Below are 17751 nucleotides of genomic sequence, written 5' to 3'. Positions count from 1 at the left end.
TCCTAGCTCTTCGGCTGCTGTTGTGTGATGCAGTGGATGCCTCCCCCGCCGGCGAAGATCGTACGGGCGTCCACCGGCATCACCTCCCGATCGGGGAACAGACGGCGGAAGACGCCCGCCGCGACCTCGTCGTTCGGGTCGTCGAAGGCGCAGAGCACGACGCCGCCGTTGCACAGGTAGTGGTTGATGTAGGAGTAGTCGACCCAGTCACCCTCCTCGTCCTTCAGGACGGTGGGGGCGGGCACCTCGACGACCTCCAGGGGGCGCCCCTGGGCGTCGGTCTCGCCGCGCAGGATCTCCAGGTACGTCCTGGAGCGGGCGCGGTCCGGGTGGGCGGGGTCCCGCTGGCTGTGCACGAGGACCGTCCCGGGCCGGGCGAAGGCCGCGACGATGTCGACGTGGCCCTGGGTGCCGTACCTGCCGTAGTCGCCGGACAGGCCGTGCGGGAGCCAGATCGCCTTGCTGGTGCCGAGCCTGGCGTGGATCTCCGCCTCGACCCGCTCGCGGCTCCACCCGGGGTTGCGGCCGGCGCCGAGCTGGACGGTCTCGGTGAGCAGCACCGTGCCCTCGCCGTCGACGTGGATCGCGCCGCCCTCGTTGACGAGTTCACTGCTCAGCACCGGCACCCCGGCCAGGTCCGCGACCTGGCGGGCGATCTTGGAGTCGTGCTCCCAGCGGGCCCAGTCCTGGCCGCCCCAGCCGTTGAACACCCAGTCCACGGCGGCCGTCCGGCCCTGCTCGTCGAGCACGAAGGTCGGGCCGATGTCGCGCATCCACGCGTCGTCGAGCTCGCGCTCCACCAGTTCGACGTCCGGGCCGAGCAGTGCGCGCGCCGACTCGCCCTGGCCGGGGCCGTGCACCATCGTCACCGGCTCGAAGCGGCGTACCGCGCGGGCCACCCGGGCCCAGGCGGCGCGGGCCGCGGCCAGCTCCCCGTCGTCGGCGAAGGTCGGGTTGGGGCCCGGCCAGGCCATCCAGGTGCGCTCGTGCGGGGCCCACTCGGGGGGCATGCGGTAGGTCATGAACAGGTCCTTGGATCAGAGGAAGTAGAGCCGGTTGAGGGACACGGACTCGGCGGGTTCGGAGCGCAGCGGATCGCCGTCGAGGGTGACCAGGCCGGTGCGCCGGTCGACGTCGACCGCTCCGGTGCGGGAGTTGAGCCGCAGGTCGGCCGGGCCGATGCCGCGGGTGCCGCGGACGGCGACCCGGCGGCGCCTGGTGGGCATCGTGTCGTTCCCCTGCTCGGCTGCGGCGCGGGCGACGAAGGCGACCGAGAGGTCGGCGGCGGTGGCGCCGTACGCGCCGAACTGCGGTCCCAGTACCAGGGGTTCGCAGGTGTCGGTGGCCGCGTTGGGGTCGCCGGTCACGCCGTAGGCCGGGAAACCGGACTTGAGGACGAGCTGCGGCTTGGCGCCGAAGTACTCCGGGCGCCACAGCACGATGTCGGCGAGCTTGCCGGTCTCGATCGAGCCGACCTCGTGGCCGAGGCCGTGCGCGATGGCCGGGTTGATGGTCAGCTTGGCGATGTAGCGCAGGACGCGGGCGTTGTCGTCGCCCTCGCCGTCGCCGTCCAGCGGGCCCAGCTCGGCCTTCATCTTGCCGGCCATGGCGAAGGTGCGCCGGACCGTCTCGCCGGCCCGGCCCATGCCCTGCGCGTCCGACGAGGTGATGCCGATCGCGCCCAGGTCGTGCAGGACGTCCTCGGCGCCCATCGTGCCGGCCCTGATGCGGTCGCGGGCCATGGCGGCGTCGCCGGGCAGGTCGGTCTTCAGGTCGTGGACGGAGACGATCATGCCGTAGTGCTCGGCGACCGCGTCCCGGCCGAAGGGCAGGGTGGGGTTGGTGGAGGAGCCGATGACGTTCGGGACTCCGGCCATCTTGAGCACGTTCGGCACGTGGCCGCCGCCGCAGCCCTCGATGTGGAAGGCGTGGATCGTACGGCCCTCCAGCACCCGCAGGGTGTCCTCGACGGACAGGCACTCGTTCAGGCCGTCGCTGTGCAGGGCGACCTGGACGTCGTACTCCTCGGCCACCCGCAGTGCCGTGTCGAGCGCGCGCGTGTGGGCGCCCATGTCCTCGTGCACCTTGAAGCCGCTCGCCCCGCCCTCGGCCAGTGCCTCGACGAGCGGTGCCTCGTGGGACGACGAACCCCGGCCCAGGAAGCCGATGTTGACCGGCCAGGCGTCGAAGGCGCCGAACGCGTGCCGCAGCGCCCAGGGCGAGTTGACGCCCACGCCCCACACCGGGCCGAACTCCTGCCCGATGATCGTGGTCACCCCGGAGGCGAGGGAGGCCTCCATGATCCGCGGCGACAGCAGGTGCACATGGGTGTCGACGGCGCCCGCGGTGGCGATCAGCCCCTCCCCGGACACGATGGACGTGCCGGTGCCGACGACGACGTCGACGCCGTCCAGGGTGTCGGGGTTGCCGGCCCGGCCGATGGCGTGGATGCGCCCCTCGCGGATGCCGATGGACACCTTTCGGATGCCCTGGACCGCGTCGATCACGACGACGTTGCTGATCACGACGTCGCAGGTGTCACGGACGGCGGCGGCCTTCAGGTGCAGCCCGTCGCGGGCGGTCTTGCCGAACCCGGCGAGGAACTCGTCGCCGTACCGCTGGGCGTCCGACTCGATCCGGACGGTCAGCCCGGAGTCGCCGAGGCGGACGCGGTCGCCGGCGCGGGGGCCGTGGGTGGCGGCGTAGGCGTGCGGGTCGACGTGGACCGACCTGCTCACCTCTCGCCCCTTCGAGCGGCTCATCGCTCCTCGCCTCCGTCCTCTGTGCCCTGGTGCGTGACGCCCAGGTATCCGCAGGCCGCGGCTCTGCGCAGGGCCTCCCGCTTCGCGCCGGGCGCGTCCAGCGGGCCGTCGACCAGGCCCGCGAAGCCGATCGCGACCCGCTCGCCGCCGATCGGCACCAGGCCGACCTCCTCGCTCTGTCCCGGCCCGAACCGCACCGAGGAACCCGCCGGCACGGCGAGCCGCATGCCGTAGGACCGCTCGCGGTCGAAGTCGAGCCGCGGGTTGGCCTCGAAGAAGTGGAAGTGGGAGGTGACGGAGACCGGCACGGACGCGGTGTTGGTGACGTGGAGCCGGACGGCCGGCTCGGGATCGGCGTGCTCGGGGCCCGGCAGCAGCGCACCCGGCGCCCGCTCCCCCAGGCCGCCGCCGATGGGGTCGGAGACCACCGCCAGCCGGGAGCCATCGTCGAAGACGGCCTCGACCATCACCTCGTTGACGACGTCGGCGACGCCCGGCAGCACGTCCTCGGGGCCGAGCACCGAGCGGGCCGCCTCGACGGCCTCCGCGAGCCGCCGTCCGTCGCGGGCCGCCTCGCAGACCGTGTCCGCGATCAGCGCGGTGGCCTCCGGCACGTTGAGCCTCAGACCGCGCGCCCGGCGGGCCCGCGCCAGTTCGGCGGCCCCGAAGAGCAGCAGCCGGTCCCGCTCGGTGGGGGTCAGTCTCACGACACGGCACCTCCTTGTCGTCCATCGTTTAGAGCATCACTCTAAACGCAGCATCGAATCAAGGGGATGATTGGCCGCTGTGGCTCGCTCAATGTCACATTGAGCACCGCTCGAATCAGCGGGGCCGAATCGTCCGGGTGAAGGACCCCGAACGCACGGGGGCCGCCCCGGACGCGGAGGTCCGGGGCGGCCCCTGAGGACGCCTGGCGGGTGTCAGCCCAGCTTGTGCATCCAGCCGTGCTGGTCCTCGGCCTTGCCGCGCTGGATGTCGAGGAGGGCCTGGCGCAGGCGGACGGTGACCTCGCCGGACTCGCCCCCGCTCTGCTGCCACTCTGCACCGGCCCGCTTGACGGTGCCGACCGGGGTGATCACGGCCGCGGTGCCGCAGGCGAAGACCTCGGTGAGGGTGCCGTTCTCGGAGTCGCGCTGCCACTGCTCGACCGAGATCCGGCCCTCCTCGGACTTGTAGCCGAGGTCGCGGGCGACGGCGAGCAGGGAGTCACGGGTGACGCCCTCCAGGATGGAGCCGGTCAGGGTCGGCGTGACGATCTTGTCGCCGTACACGAAGTACAGGTTCATGCCGCCCAGTTCCTCGACCCACTTGTGCTCCACGGCGTCGAGGTAGCAGACCTGGTCGCAGCCCTTGGCGGCGGCCTCGGCCTGGGCGAGCAGGGAGGCGGCGTAGTTGCCGCCGGTCTTGGCGTCGCCCATGCCGCCGGGGACGGCGCGGACGCGGTCCTCGGAGACCCAGATCGACACCGGCCGGACCCCGCCCGGGAAGTACGCGCCGGCCGGGGAGGCGATGACGATGAACAGGTACTCGTTGGCGGGCTTGACGCCCAGGCCGACCTCGGTGGCGATCATGAACGGGCGCAGGTAGAGCGACTCCTCGCCGCCGTGCGCGGGCACCCAGTCCTTGTCCTGCTGGACCAGGAGGTCGCAGGCCTCGACGAACGTCTCGACCGGCAGCTCCGGCATGGCGAGACGGCGCGCGGAACGCTGGAAGCGCTTGGCGTTCTGGTCCGGGCGGAAGGTGGCGACCGAGCCGTCGGGCTGGCGGTAGGCCTTCAGACCCTCGAAGATCTCCTGCGCGTAGTGCAGGACGTTGGTGGCCGGGTCGAGGGGGATCGGCGCGTACGGAACGAGCTGGCCGTCGTGCCAGCCGCGCCCCTCGGTCCACTTGATCGTCACCATGTGGTCGGTGAAGTGGCGGCCGAATCCGGGGCTGGCCAGGATCGCCTCGCGCTCCGCGGCGGCGAGCGGGTGGGCGGAGGGCTTGAGCTCGATCGTGGGCGTCGTCATGAGTGCTTGTCCTTCACCGGTGAGTAGTGACCGGGCCGCGTTCGCGCCCCTCACCGGCCGGTGGCCGGTGCTAGGACGTCCGAGCTTTCCCTCATGTCGCGGCTCCGCGTTCGATTATCGCGCGCGGGCCACGCCGGACGGAATCGGGGTGAAAGCGGCCCAGTGGATGATGGTGGCACCCGGCGAGGCACAAAAGAAGCCGCCGGGTGCGTGTGCGACCCGACGGCTTGTGCGTGGCGCGGCGGGTCAGCCGGCTACGCGTACGGCGAGGGCGTCGCCGATCTCGGAGGTGCTGCGGGCGGGCTTGCCCACGCGCTCGGTGAGGTCGGCGGCGACCGCGGCGTCGATGCGGTCGGCCTCGGCGTCGTGGCCGAGGTGGCGCAGCAGCAGCGCGACGGAGAGCACCGTGGCGCTGGGGTCGGCCTTGCCCTGGCCCGCGATGTCCGGGGCCGAGCCGTGGACCGGCTCGAACATGGACGGGAACTCGCGGCCGGGGTTGATGTTGCCGGAGGCGGCCACGCCGATGCCTCCGGAGACGGCGGCGGCGAGGTCGGTGATGATGTCGCCGAAGAGGTTGTCGGTGACGATCACGTCGAACCGGCCGGGGTCGGTGACCAGGTAGATGGTCGCCGCGTCCACGTGGATGTAGTCGGTGGTGACCTCGGGGTACTCCTCGGCCACCTTGTTGAAGACGTTCGTCCACAGGTGCCCGGCGAAGGTCAGCACGTTGTTCTTGTGGACCAGCGTGAGCTTCTTGCGCGGGCGGGCCTGGGCGCGGGTGAAGGCGTCGCGGACCACGCGCTCGACACCGAAGGCCGTGTTGACGGAGACCTCGGTGGCGACCTCGTGCTCGGTGCCCTTGCGGATGGTGCCGCCGTTGCCCGTGTAGGGGCCCTCGGTGCCCTCGCGGACGACCACGAAGTCGATCTCCGGCTGGCCGGCCAGCGGGGTGGAGACACCGGGCAGCAGCTTCGACGGGCGCAGGTTGACGTGGTGGTCGAAGGCGAAGCGGAGCTTGAGCAGGAAGCCGCGCTCCAGCACGCCGGAGGGGACCGACGGGTCGCCGATGGCGCCGAGCAGGATGGCGTCGTGCCGCTTCAGGGCGTCGAGGTCGGCGTCGGTGAGGGTCTCACCGGTGGCGTGGTAGCGCTTGGCGCCGAAGTCGTACTCCGCGGTCTCCAGCTTCACATCCTGCGGCAGGACGGCGGAGAGGACCTTCAGACCCTCGGCCACGACCTCCTGGCCGATGCCGTCACCGGGGATCACTGCGAGATTGAGGCTGCGAGACATGTCGGCACCCTACCTCCCGTCCCAGAGGATGACACGCCCTGTCCGCGATGCGGACATGTGGGCCGTCGGCCTCTTCCGGGGTGCGGCGCGGCGGCGGGCCGCGCCGCAGCCCGGGCGGGTGCGGCTCCCGGATCGGTGCCGGCTCAGTGGCCGGTCTCGCCGCCGTTGTCGCGGCGGTCGAGGGCGCGCTGGAGGGCGGCGGCGGCGTTCTTGCGCTCGGACTCGGTCGAGCGGGAAACGTGGCGGACTCGGCGGCGGACGGTCGTCTCGGCCATGGTGAATCGACTCCTTCGGGAAACCGGAGTACGGCAGCAGGGTTGCGAGGGACTCCCCCACTGCCGGATGGGCGCGGGCGGGGGCCCCGGAGGGCGGGGAGCGGTGCCGCAGGGATTGCCTGCACGGGGCCCGGCTCACGACCGCCGTTCGCTGGATCGAGCGAGACGTTCGACTCCTACAAAACTAAGGGAGCCCGCCGCGCCTGTCTGCACAATTACTCGGACTTCCTACTATCTGAGACGGCGGATCCCGCCACACGGCCACGACCTGCGCCTTGTCCGCTTGGCGGACCGGCCGGAGACGGGCACCCGAATCATCGAAGGACTCGTCCAGGATCTTGATCTTCCAACCTCTATTTCTAACCTCTAAAACTCTCTTGACGGGTTAGATACGGGCGTGCTGGACTGCACCCATGTCCACTCACCAGGTCCACCACCGCACCGCCACCGTCCGCGGCCTCGAGGTGTACTACCGCGAGGCGGGCCCCTCCGACGCCCCGGTGCTGCTGCTCCTGCACGGCTTCCCGAGCAGCTCGCACATGTTCCGCGACCTGATCCCGCTGCTCGCCGGCCGGTACCGGGTGATCGCCCCCGACCACATCGGCTTCGGCCGGTCGGCGGCGCCCGGTCCGGCGGAGTTCTCGTACACCTTCGCCGAACTCGCCGCCGTGACGGACGAGTTCACCCAGCGGCTGGGGCTGGAGCGATACGCCCTGTACATCCAGGACTACGGCGCCCCGATCGGCCTGCGCCTGGCCCTCGCCCACCCCGACCGGGTGACCGCGATCGTCACGCAGAACGGCAACGCCTACGAGGAGGGGCTCGGCGAGGAGGCCTGGGCGCCCGTGCTGGCCCTAGCGGACGCCGAAGACGGAGGCGCCGGTGCGGGAGATCTACTCCCCCGACGGCATCAAGTGGCAGTACCTGCACGGCGTTCCGGACCCCTCACTGGTCAGCCCGGACGCCTACGAACACGACGCGGCGCTGCTGGCCCGCCCCGGACAGTCGGAGATCCAGCTCGACCTGATCTCCGACTACGGTGCCAACCTCGCGCTCTACCCGGCCTTCCACGAGTACTTCCGCGCCTCCCGGGTCCCGCTGCTCGCGGTCTGGGGCGGACACGACGAGATCTTCGTGCCGGCCGGCGCGCTCGCCTTCCAGCGGGACCTGCCGGAGGCCGAGGTGCACCTGCTGCCCACCGGGCACTTCGCCCTGGAGACGCACGCCGACGAGATCGCCGCGCTCATGCGGGACTTCCTCGGCCGTCACCTGCCCACCGGCTGAGCAGTTCGCGGAAGCCCTCGGGGTCGTCCACCCACGGCATGTGCCCCGCGCCCGGGAAGGTCACCCGGCGGGCGTGCGGCAGCGCCCCGGCGAGGGAGTCGACGGCGGTACGGGGGCGGATGTCGTCGGCGCCGTCGACGATCAGCACCGGCACCCCGAGGGCCCGGCAGGCGGAGTGCAGCGCGCGGGTGCCCCAGGTGCGCCCGCGTTCCTCGTTGAGGGCGCCGGCGCACTCGGAGTTGATCCCGAACCACGGCTCGGCCATGCGCCCGGCCGGTTCCAGGGCCCGGTCACGGTCCTCGAACTCCACGGACCAGTGCAGCACGGCCCGTTCCCGCTCCTCGTCCTCCGTGCGCCGGGCGAGGCCGGACAACTCCCGCCAGCGGGCGAGGCGTTCGGGGTGGTCGGCGAGTCGGGCGAGGAAGTTCTCCTTGTACCCGGGGTGCCAGCCGGCGTCCGGGCCGATGCCGGTGCCGGAGACGTACACCAGCGCGCTCACCCGGTCCGGATGCGCCAGGGCGTAGCTCAGGCCCAGCTGTGCGCCCCAGGAGTGGCCGAGCAGCGCCATCCGCTCCAGGCCGAAGTGCCGTCGTACGGCGTCCAGATCGGCCACGAACCGCTCGCCGGTCCAGGGGCCGTCGCAGCGCTCCGAGCGGCCGCAGCCGCGCTGGTCCCAGCGGATCACCGGGGTGACGTCCGCGAGCAGCGCGGCCAGGTCGCCGAACATGTCCCACAGGCCCGGGCCGCCGTGGCACAGCACCAGCGGGTCACCGGCGCCGCCCGAACGCTCCGCCCACAGCCGTACCCCGTCGTCCGCCGTCACCGTCATGAACGCATTGTGACAGGGCCAAAATTGGCAACGGGCCGGGAAGCCTGCTCGGGGGTCAGGCTTCCCGGCCCGAGTTCACGGGGCGGGCGGAGGTCAGCCCATGTGCGGGTAGGAGTAGTCGGTCGGCGGGACCAGGGTCTCCTTGATGGCGCGGGTCAGGGTCCAGCGCATCAGGTTCTGCGGGGCGCCCGCCTTGTCGTTGGTGCCGGAGGCGCGGCCGCCGCCGAAGGGCTGCTGGCCGACCACGGCACCGGTCGACTTGTCGTTGATGTAGAAGTTGCCCGCCGCGAAGCGGAGCTTCTCCATCGTGTACGCCGCCGCGGCGCGGTCGCCCGAGATGACCGAACCGGTGAGGGCGTAGTCGGAGACCGACTCCATCTGGGTCAGCATCTCGTCGTACCGGTCGTCCTCGTAGACGTACACGGCGAGGAAGGGGCCGAAGTACTCGGTGGTGAAGACCTCGTTCTCCGGGTCGGTGCACTCGACGACGGTCGGGCGGACGAAGTAGCCGACCGAGTCGTCGTAGCTGCCGCCCGCGACGATCGTGCAGGCCGCGTCCGCCTCGGCGCGGTCGATGGCGGCCTTGTTCTTGGCGAAGGAGCGCTCGTCGATGACGGCGCCGATGAAGTTCGACAGGTCGGTGACGTCACCCATGGTCAGGTTGTCGACCTCGGCCGCGAACTCCTCCTTGAACCCGGAGTTCCAGATGGAAGCCGGGATGTAGGCGCGGGAGGTGGCCGAGCACTTCTGGCCCTGGTACTCGAAGGCGCCGCGGGTCAGGGCGGTCTTCAGGATGGCGCGGTCGGCGCTCGGGTGGGCGACCACGAAGTCCTTGCCGCCGGTCTCGCCGACCAGACGCGGGTAGGAGCGGTACTTCTCGATGTTGTTGCCGACCGTCTTCCACAGGTACTGGAAGGTCTTGGTCGAACCGGTGAAGTGGATGCCCGCGAGGTCCCGGTGCTCCAGGGCGACCTTGGAGACCTCGATGCCGTCACCGGTGACGAGGTTGATGACGCCCTTGGGCAGGCCCGCCTCCTCCAGGAGCCGCATGAGCAGCACGGCGGCGTGGGTCTGCGTCGGGGACGGCTTCCAGACCACGACGTTGCCCATGAGCGCGGGGGCGGTGGGCAGGTTCGCGGCGATCGCGCTGAAGTTGAACGGCGTGATCGCGTAGACGAAGCCCTCCAGCGGGCGGTGGTCCATGCGGTTCCAGACGCCCGGGGAGTTCGCCGGGGGCTGCTCGGCGAGGATCTGGCGGGCGTAGTGGACGTTGAAGCGCCAGAAGTCGACCAGCTCGCAGGGGCTGTCGATCTCGGCCTGCTGGGCGGTCTTGGACTGGCCCAGCATCGTGGAGGCGGCGATGGTCTCGCGCCAGGGGCCGGACAGCAGCTCGGCGGCGCGCAGGATGATCGCGGCGCGGTCGTCGAAGGACATGGCGCGCCAGGCCGGCGCGGCGGCCAGGGCCGCGTCGACGGCGTCCTGGGCGTCCTGCTGGGTGGCGTGCCTGCCGGTGCCGATGACGGCCTTGTGGTTGTGCGGCTGGACGACCTCGAAGGGCTCACCGCCGCCGAGGCGCTTCTCGCCGCCGATGGTCATCGGCAGCTCGATCGGGTTCTCGGCCAGCTCCTTGAGCTTGGCCTCCAGACGGGAGCGCTCGGGCGAGCCGGGGGCGTAGCCGTGCACCGGCTCGTTGACCGGGGTGGGGACCTGGGTCACAGCGTCCATAGGATCCTTGACTCCTTGTACGTGAGCGGGTGTTCGGGCTCAGCCCTTGCTGACCATGCTGCGCAGGAAGAAGCGCAGGTTCGCCGGCTTCTCCGCGAGACGGCGCATGAAGTAGCCGTACCAGTCGGTGCCGTAGGCGGTGTAGACGCGCATGCGGTGGCCCTCGGCGGCCAGCCGCAGGTGCTCGTCGCCGCGGATGCCGTACAGCATCTGGAACTCGTACTCGTCCAGCTTGCGGCCGGCCTGGTGGGCCAGCTCCTGGGCTATGGAGATCAGGCGCGGGTCGTGGGACCCGATCATGGGGTAGCCCTCGCCCTCCATCAGCGTCCTCAGGATACGGACGTACGCCTTGTCGATCTCGTGCTTCCGCTGGTACGCGACCTCGGCGGGCTCCTTGTAGGCGCCCTTCACCAGGCGCACCCGGCTGCCGGCCTCCGCGAGGCGGCGGGCGTCGGCCTCGGTGCGGAAGAGGTAGGCCTGGATGACGCAGCCGGTCTGCGGGAAGTCCTTCCGCAGCTCCTCGTGGATGGCGAACATCGAGTCCAGGGTGGTGTGGTCCTCGGCGTCGAGCGTGACGGTGGTGCCGATGGCGGCGGCGGCCTCGACGACCGGACGGACGTTGGCCAGGGCCAGCTCGTGGCCGCCTTCCAGTGCCTGTCCGAACATGGACAGCTTGACGGACATCTCGACCTTCTCGCCCAGCTCCAGCTCCTTGAGCCGGCCGATCAGCTCGAGGTAGGCGTCCCGGGCGGCGCAGGCCTGCTCGGGGGTGGTGATGTCCTCGCCGACGACGTCCATCGTCAGTTCCAGGCCCTTGGCCACCAGGTCCCCGATGATCGGGGCGACGTCGGTCACGGTCTCGCCGGGGATGAAGCGGTCCACGACCTGCTTGGTCACCGGGGCCGCCGAGATCAGGCGTCGCATCCGGTCGCTGCGCGACGCGGCGAGAATCACGGGACCCAGCACGGGGCACCTCCACTACAAAAGCACCGAAGACGGGCCGAGCCCGACGATTCGGGTACGGCACGGAGAACCACCGTGAAACCTATGGATTTCTCCGATCGTCTGCCATCGACAGCTGTCACGCATCCGCGACCGCGATCTCAGACAGATGTATGAAGGGGCGCGGAGATGCGGGAGAATGCGGGGGTGACGTCGGACTACAAGGCTGACTATCAGGAGCTGGTGGACGAGATCTCGGAGCTGCTGGGCGTTCCGGCGACCCTGGAGAACCGGGACTTCGAGCTGATCGCCTTCGGCGCCTACGACAGCGAGGGTGACCTGGACCCGTCGGCCCTGGACCCGGTGCGCACCCGCTCGATCCTGACCCGGCGTTCCACCGCGACCGTGCGGGAGTGGTTCGAGGGCTTCGGCATCACCCGTGCGACCGGACCGGTGCGGATCCCGCCGACGCCGGAGGCCGGCGTCTACCGCGGCCGCATCTGTCTGCCGGTGCGCCATCGGGGTGTGGTCCTCGGCTATGTCTGGCTGCTGGACGACGACCCTGGCCCGACGGAGGCGCAACTGGGCGCCGCCATGCAGGTGACGGGCCGGATCGGCGCCCTGCTCGCGGACGAGCAGCGGGCGGGGGCGGGGCTGGGCCGGGAGCTGCGGGCGGTGCTGACCGCGGAACCCGGCTGGCAGCAGGACATGGCGGTGGCCGAACTGCGCACCGCGCTGGGGACGCGCGCGGACGGCCCGCACACGCTGGTGTGCGTCGCCCCCTGGCCGTCGGCCGACCCGGACGACGCGCCGTCCGTCCGTACGGTCCCGCACGCGACGGCGTTGTGCACGCTCCCGTGGGGGGCCACGGAGCAGAGTCTGGCGGTGCTGGTGCGGCTCCGCTCGGCGGACGTGGCGACACCGGCCCTGACGGCGGCGTCACGGGTACTGAAGGAGCCGGCGGGGGCGCGCGGGGCGCGCCGGTCCAGGACGGCGGCCGCCGCCGGGGTCGGGGAGCCCCGTATCGGCCTCGCCGAGCTGGGAGAGATCTGGCAGGAGGCGTCCGCCGCCGCGCGCGCCGCGCTGGCGGAGCCGCGGTTCGGGCCGGTCGCCGAGTGGGGGCGCGTCGGGCCGTACCGGCTGCTGACGGCGCTGCCGCCGCAGACCGCCCACGATCCCGCGGTCGGCCCGCTGCTGACCCCGGCCCACCGGGAGCTGGCCCGCACCGCCGAGGTCTACCTCGACTGCGCGGGGCAGGCCGGCCGCACGGCCGCCGAGCTGGGCGTCCACCGGCAGACCCTCTACTACCGCCTCTCCCGCGTCGAGCAGCTCACCGGCCTCGACCTGGACGACGGCGAGGACCGGCTGCTGCTGCACATGGCGCTGAAGCGGGCGCGGCTGAGCTGAGCGGCCGAGGAGAGCGGCCCGGGCGAGCGGCCGAGGAGAGCGGCCGGGCTGAGAGACCGGCCCGAGCGGCCGGGCCGAGCGGTCAGCCGCTCGCGGCCTCGATGATCAGGCGCAGCCCCTCGGTCAGCGCGTCCCCGTCGGGAGCGGTCTTCGGGTCGAAGGTCCACTGAGCGATGAGCCCGGTCATCAGGGTCAGATAGAACCGGCCGAGGGTGTCCGCCGTCTCGTCGGAGACCTCCTCCTCGGGCGCGTCGGTCATCAGGGCGACCAGGCCTCGTCCGCCCTCGCGCTGCGCTGCGGCCAGGTGGTCGCGCAGCTCCGGCATGTCGAGGGTCATGACCTCCATGCTGAGCCGCCACACCGAGCCCGGTTCCCGCATGGTGCCGACGATGTTCGACCAGACCCACCGGAAGCGCTCCAGCGATCCGGGCGCGCCGGCCGGCGCGGCGCTCTCACCGTCGAAGGCGCCGGACATGCGTTCCACGAGGGCGACGTAGGCCTCCGCGAGCAGGGCGTCCTTCGACCCGTAGTGGTAGCCGATCGAGGCCAGGTTGGTCCCCGAGGCCTTGACGATGTCGCGCGCCGTGGTGCGCGCGAAGCCCTTTTCCAGCAGGCAGCTCTTGGCGCCTTCCAGCAGATCCTCACGGTGTCCCATGCGGGCCAGCCTAGCGCCGGATCCATACAACTGTCCTAGACGCATGACTTATACAACTGTTCTAGACAAGCGTTTAAGACGCCCGTACAGTCACCGTCATGACGAACCCGACGAGCAACGACTCCGCCGGCGGCCGCGCCGGCCGCCGCGAATGGACCGCGCTCTGCGTGCTGATGCTTCCGCTGCTGCTGGTCTCGATGGACGTGTCCGTCCTGTACTTCGCCATCCCGGCGATCAGCGCGGACCTGGAGCCGAGCGGCACCCAGCAGCTGTGGATCTTCGACATCTACGCCTTCGTCCTGGCCGGCCTGCTGATGACGATGGGCTCGCTGGGCGACCGGATCGGCCGGCGCCGGCTGCTGCTGATCGGCGCCGCGGCTTTCGGCGCCGCCTCCCTGGTGGCGGCCTACGCGAACAGCGCCGAGACCCTGATCGCGGCCCGCGCCGTCCTCGGCATCGGCGGCGCGACCCTGATGCCGTCGACCATGGCGCTGCTCCGCACGATGTTCACCCACCCCGCGGAGCGGGCGAAGGCGATCGGCATCTGGTCGGGCGTCATGACCGGCGGCATCGCGCTCGGCTCGGTGCTCAGCGGTGTCCTGGTCCAGTACTTCTGGTGGGGCTCGGTCTTCCTGGTCAACCTGCCCGCGATGGCACTGCTGCTGCTCCTCGGCCCGGTGCTGCTGCCCGAGTCCAAGAACCCGGAGCCCGGCCGCTTCGACCTGCTGAGCGTGCCGCTGTCGATGGCCGCGGTGCTCCCCGTGGTCTACGGCCTCAAGGAGATCCCGTCCGAGGGCTGGCACCCGCGCTACGTCGTCCCGATCACCGTGGGCCTGCTGTTCGCGGCGCTGTTCGTGCACCGGCAGCGCACGGCGGCCTCCCCGATGATCTCGCCGGCCCTCTTCCGCGGCCGGGGCTTCGCCCCCGCGGTCGTCCTGAACCTCGTCTCCGCGCTGGCGATGATGGGTTCGGCCTTCTTCACCACGCAGTACCTGCAGATGGTGCTGGACAAGAGCGCGATGGAGGCGGCCCTGTGGGCGCTGCTGCCGTCGGTGCCGATCGGTATGGCGGCCCCGGCCGCGACCGCTCTGGTCCAGCGGGGTGTCGACCGCGCCTACGTGGTCACCGCCGGCTTCGCCGTCGCGGCGGCGGGCTACGGGATGCTGGCCCTGGCCGGCACGGACTCGCTCTGGCTCCTCCTCGCCGCCTGCGGCGTACTGGCGTCCGGCATCGTCATGGTGATGTCCCAGATGACGGACCTGGCGATGGGCACGGCTCCGGTGGAGCAGGCGGGCGCTGCCTCGTCACTGCTGGAGACCGGCCAGGAGTTCGGCGGCGCCCTGGGCATGGCGGCCCTCGGCTCCATCGGCACGGCGCTCTACCGCCACGAGATGCCCGCATCGGCCCCGGCCGAGGCGCACGAGACCCTGGGCGGTGCGCTCGCGGTCGCCGGACGGCTGCCGGGGCGCACGGGTGACGCCCTGGCGGCCACCGCCCGGGAGGCGTTCACCACCGGGATGCACGGGGCGGCGATCGCGGGGGCGGCGGTGCTGGTGCTCGCGGCCGTCGCGTCGGCGGTGACGCTGCGCGGGACCGGAACGCGGCGCACGCCGGCGGCCACGGCCGGGATGGAGACCGCGGCCTGAGCGGCGATTGGACACGCAGAAGCGCCGGACGGGTCATGGACCCGTCCGGCGCTTCTGCGTCGTCGGCCCGGTCAGACCAGGTTCACCGAGCGCGCGGACGTCGCCCCGATCTCCTCCGCGACCTCGGCCAGCACACCGGCGGCCACCGTGTCGTCGACGGTCAGGACGGCCAGCGCCTCCCCGCCCGCCGCCGCGCGGGCGACCTGCATACCGGCGATGTTGAGGCCGGCCTCGCCGAGGATGCGGCCGACGGTGCCGACGACACCCGGACGGTCCTCGTAGCGCAGGACGACCATGTGGTCCGCGAGGGCGAGGTCGACGTCGTAGTCGCCGACCGCGACGATCTTCTGCAGGTGCTTCGGGCCGGCCAGGGTGCCGGAGACCGACACCTCCTCGCCGCCCGCGAGCGTGCCGCGCACGGTCACCACGTTGCGGTGCTCGGCGGACTCGGAGCTGGTCGTCAGGCGCACCTCGACACCGCGCTCCTGCGCGAACAGCGGGGCGTTGACGTAGGAGACCGTCTCGTCGACGACGTCCTCGAAGACGCCCTTGAGCGCGGACAGCTCGAGCACCTTCACGTCGTGCTGGGTGATCTCGCCGTAGACCTCGACGTCGAGGCGGACCGCGACCTCGCCCGCGAGGGCGGTGAAGATGCGGCCGAGGCGTTCGGCGAGCGGCAGACCCGGCTTGACGTCCTCGGCGATGACACCGCCCTGGACGTTCACCGCGTCCGGCACCAGCTCGCCGGCGAGCGCCAGGCGCACCGACCTGGCGACGGCGATGCCGGCCTTCTCCTGGGCCTCGTCCGTGGACGCGCCGAGGTGCGGGGTGCAGACGACCTGGTCCAGCTCGAACAGCGGGGAGTCCGTGCAGGGCTCCTTCGCGTACACGTCGAGGCCGGCGCCGGCCACCCGGCCCTCCTTCAGCGCCGCGTACAGCGCCGCCTCGTCGACGATGCCGCCGCGGGCCGCGTTGACGATGCGGACGCTGGGCTTGACCTTGCGCAGCGCCTCGTCGCCGATCAGGCCGAGGGTCTCGGGGGTCTTCGGCAGGTGGACGGTGATGAAGTCGGAGACCTCGAGCAGCTCGTCCAGGGACAGCACCTTGACGCCCATCTGCGCGGCCCGCGCCGGCTGCACGTAGGGGTCGTAGGCGACGACCTTCATGCCGAAGGCGGACATGCGCTGGGCGACGAGGGCGCCGATGCGGCCCAGGCCCACGACACCGAGGGTCTTCTCGGCCAGCTCGACACCGGTGTACTTGCTGCGCTTCCACTCGCCGTTCTTCAGCGCGGAGTTGGCCTGCGGAATGTTGCGGGCGGTGGCGAGGATCAGACCGCAGGCCAGCTCGGCGGCGGTCACGATGTTCGAGGTCGGGGCGTTGACGACCATCACGCCGGCCTTGGTGGAGGCGGAGACGTCGACGTTGTCCAGGCCGACGCCGGCTCGCGCGACGACCTTGAGCTGCTTGGCGGCGGCGACGGCCTCCGCGTCGACCTTGGTGGCCGACCGGATCAGGATCGCGTCGACGTCGGCGATGGCGGGGATCAGCTCGGCGCGGTCGGCGCCGTTGCAGTGCCGGATCTCGAAGTCCGGGCCAAGCGCGTCGACGGTGGCGGGCGACAGCTCTTCAGCGATGAGTACGACGGGTTTCGAGCTCACGTGAGTCCTCACAAGTCCAATGCGGACGGCCGTCCCGACGGCCGCTGGCGGTGGAGGGGGGCTAGCCGCGGAAGACGCACGACGCTGTGGGCCTGACGCGTATGTTGTGCAGCAGTCTAGTGGCGTGCAGGAGGCCGTCTTGCGCCTCTGCGGAAGGATCACCCGTCCGTGGCTGGACGGGGTGGACAAAGGGGGCCGGAGCAGTGTGCCCCGACCCCCTGACGTGGGGCTTACGCCTCCTCGTTCACCCAGCTCATCAGCTTGCGGAGCTGCTTGCCGGTGGTCTCCAGCAGGTGCTCGGAGTCCTGCTGCTTGTACTCGTCGTACTTCTTCAGACCGCCGTGGTACTCGTCCATCCAGTTCTGGGCGAAGGTGCCGTCCTGGATCTCGGCGAGGACCTTCTTCATCTCGGCCTTGGTGGCGTCGGTGATGATGCGCGGGCCGGTGACGTAGTCGCCCCACTCGGCGGTCTCGGAGATGGACCAGCGCATCTTCTCCAGGCCGCCCTCGTACATGAGGTCCACGATCAGCTTCAGCTCGTGCAGGCACTCGAAGTAGGCGATCTCGGGCTGGTAGCCCGCCTCGGTCAGGGTCTCGAAGCCCGCCTTCACCAGCGCGGCGGTGCCACCGCAGAGGACGGCCTGCTCACCGAACAGGTCGGTCTCGGTCTCCTCGGTGAAGGTCGTCTTGATGACGCCGGCCCGGGTGCCCCCGATGCCCTTGGCGTAGGACAGGGCCAGCTCGAAGGCGTTGCCGGAGGCGTCCTGCTCGACGGCGGCGATGCAGGGAACGCCGCGGCCCTCCTCGTACTGGCGGCGGACCAGGTGGCCCGGGCCCTTCGGGGCGACCATGCAGACGTCCACGCCGGCCGGGGGCTTGATGAAGCCGAAGCGGATGTTGAAGCCGTGGCCGAAGAACAGCGCGTCGCCGTCCTTCAGGTGCGGGGCGATGGACTCCTCGTAGACCTTGCCCTGGATCGGGTCCGGGACGAGGATCATGATGACGTCGGCCTCGGCGGCCGCCTCGGCCGGGGTCACCACGCGCAGGCCCTGCTCCTCGGCCTTGGCCTTGGACTTGGAGCCCTCGTGCAGACCGACACGGACGTCGACACCGGAGTCACGCAGCGACAGCGCGTGGGCGTGGCCCTGGCTGCCGTAGCCGATGACCGCGACCTTGCGGCCCTGGATGATGGACAGGTCGGCGTCAGCGTCGTAGAACAGCTCGGCCACTTTGGGTTCTCTCCTTGGTGTGCAGTTTCTGCTCCCA

At 71.3% G+C, this 17751-nt stretch carries 14 protein-coding genes and 1 pseudogene; 3 read left to right on the top strand and 12 right to left on the bottom strand.

Features of this window, described 5'->3' with window-relative positions:
* Positions 1–2: 2 nt before the first annotated feature.
* From ABZ478_RS27190 to ABZ478_RS27165, 6 genes are all read right to left on the bottom strand, one after another.
* A complete protein-coding gene (locus tag ABZ478_RS27190) occupies positions 3–1022 on the bottom strand; it encodes an agmatine deiminase family protein (protein WP_359553272.1) in 1020 nt (339 codons plus the stop codon).
* A 15-nt stretch (positions 1023–1037) separates the two neighbouring features.
* Positions 1038–2762, bottom strand: coding sequence for an urease subunit alpha (locus ABZ478_RS27185; RefSeq protein WP_359553271.1), 1725 nt, complete (start codon positions 2760–2762; stop codon positions 1038–1040).
* Entirely contained in the window at positions 2759–3469 is a 711-nt protein-coding gene (gene ureA / locus ABZ478_RS27180) for an urease subunit gamma (protein ID WP_359553270.1), read from the bottom strand. Before ureA ends, ABZ478_RS27185 begins: the two co-directional genes overlap by 4 nt.
* Positions 3470–3682: 213 nt before the next feature.
* A complete protein-coding gene (locus tag ABZ478_RS27175; protein WP_359553269.1) occupies positions 3683–4771 on the bottom strand; it encodes a branched-chain amino acid aminotransferase in 1089 nt (362 codons plus the stop codon).
* Between the two features lie 246 nt (positions 4772–5017).
* A complete protein-coding gene (locus ABZ478_RS27170) occupies positions 5018–6061 on the bottom strand; it encodes a 3-isopropylmalate dehydrogenase (protein WP_359553268.1) in 1044 nt (347 codons plus the stop codon).
* 143 nt (positions 6062–6204) lie between these two features.
* The gene (locus tag ABZ478_RS27165) at positions 6205–6336 is read right to left on the bottom strand and encodes a hypothetical protein (RefSeq protein WP_359553267.1); all 132 of its coding nucleotides are present in this window, start codon (positions 6334–6336) and stop codon (positions 6205–6207) included.
* A 413-nt stretch (positions 6337–6749) separates the two neighbouring features.
* On the opposite strand from ABZ478_RS27165, the pseudogene ABZ478_RS27160 reads away from it, so the two are divergent.
* Positions 6750–7620 (top strand): annotated as a pseudogene (locus ABZ478_RS27160) (alpha/beta hydrolase).
* Here the strand turns inward: ABZ478_RS27160 and ABZ478_RS27155 are convergent.
* The 3 genes from ABZ478_RS27155 to ABZ478_RS27145 all read right to left on the bottom strand — a co-directional run bounded on the left by ABZ478_RS27155 (position 7580) and on the right by ABZ478_RS27145 (position 11140).
* Positions 7580–8449, bottom strand: a complete 870-nt coding sequence (locus tag ABZ478_RS27155; RefSeq protein WP_359553266.1) for an alpha/beta fold hydrolase — start codon at positions 8447–8449, stop codon at positions 7580–7582. The pseudogene ABZ478_RS27160 and the gene ABZ478_RS27155 overlap by 41 nt on opposite strands.
* 93 nt (positions 8450–8542) lie before the next feature.
* Complete coding sequence (pruA, locus tag ABZ478_RS27150) at positions 8543–10174, bottom strand: L-glutamate gamma-semialdehyde dehydrogenase (protein WP_358935659.1); 1632 nt, start codon at positions 10172–10174, stop codon at positions 8543–8545.
* A 39-nt stretch (positions 10175–10213) separates the two neighbouring features.
* Positions 10214–11140: a proline dehydrogenase family protein gene (locus ABZ478_RS27145; protein ID WP_359553265.1), complete on the bottom strand. Its 927-nt coding sequence runs from the start codon at positions 11138–11140 to the stop codon at positions 10214–10216.
* Between the two features lie 165 nt (positions 11141–11305).
* Between ABZ478_RS27145 and ABZ478_RS27140 the strand changes: the two genes are divergently transcribed.
* Positions 11306–12523, top strand: a complete 1218-nt coding sequence (locus ABZ478_RS27140) for a helix-turn-helix domain-containing protein (RefSeq protein ID WP_359553264.1) — start codon at positions 11306–11308, stop codon at positions 12521–12523.
* Positions 12524–12605: 82 nt separating this feature from the next.
* On the opposite strand, the gene ABZ478_RS27135 is transcribed toward ABZ478_RS27140, so the two are convergent.
* Positions 12606–13178, bottom strand: coding sequence for a TetR/AcrR family transcriptional regulator (locus ABZ478_RS27135; protein ID WP_359553263.1), 573 nt, complete (start codon positions 13176–13178; stop codon positions 12606–12608).
* Positions 13179–13276: 98 nt separating this feature from the next.
* Between ABZ478_RS27135 and ABZ478_RS27130 the strand changes: the two genes are divergently transcribed.
* On the top strand, positions 13277–14824 hold the full coding sequence (locus ABZ478_RS27130) for an MFS transporter (protein WP_359553262.1): 1548 nt from the start codon (positions 13277–13279) through the stop codon (positions 14822–14824).
* A gap of 71 nt (positions 14825–14895) precedes the next feature.
* Here the strand turns inward: ABZ478_RS27130 and serA are convergent, their stop codons facing one another.
* Together serA and ilvC are read right to left on the bottom strand one after the other, a co-directional pair.
* On the bottom strand, positions 14896–16485 hold the full coding sequence (gene serA, locus ABZ478_RS27125; RefSeq protein ID WP_359553261.1) for a phosphoglycerate dehydrogenase: 1590 nt from the start codon (positions 16483–16485) through the stop codon (positions 14896–14898).
* A 230-nt stretch (positions 16486–16715) separates the two neighbouring features.
* Positions 16716–17714 (bottom strand): ketol-acid reductoisomerase, encoded by a 999-nt coding sequence (gene ilvC, locus ABZ478_RS27120; RefSeq protein WP_359553260.1) that lies wholly within the window; start codon positions 17712–17714, stop codon positions 16716–16718.
* Positions 17715–17751 lie beyond the last annotated feature (37 nt).

Origin of the sequence: Streptomyces sp. NPDC005706, assembly GCF_040631045.1 — a bacterium.
GTDB lineage: Bacteria > Actinomycetota > Actinomycetes > Streptomycetales > Streptomycetaceae > Streptomyces.
The sequence above is the reverse complement of the archived record's forward strand: the minus strand, read 5'-3'. Positions and strand labels throughout refer to the sequence as shown.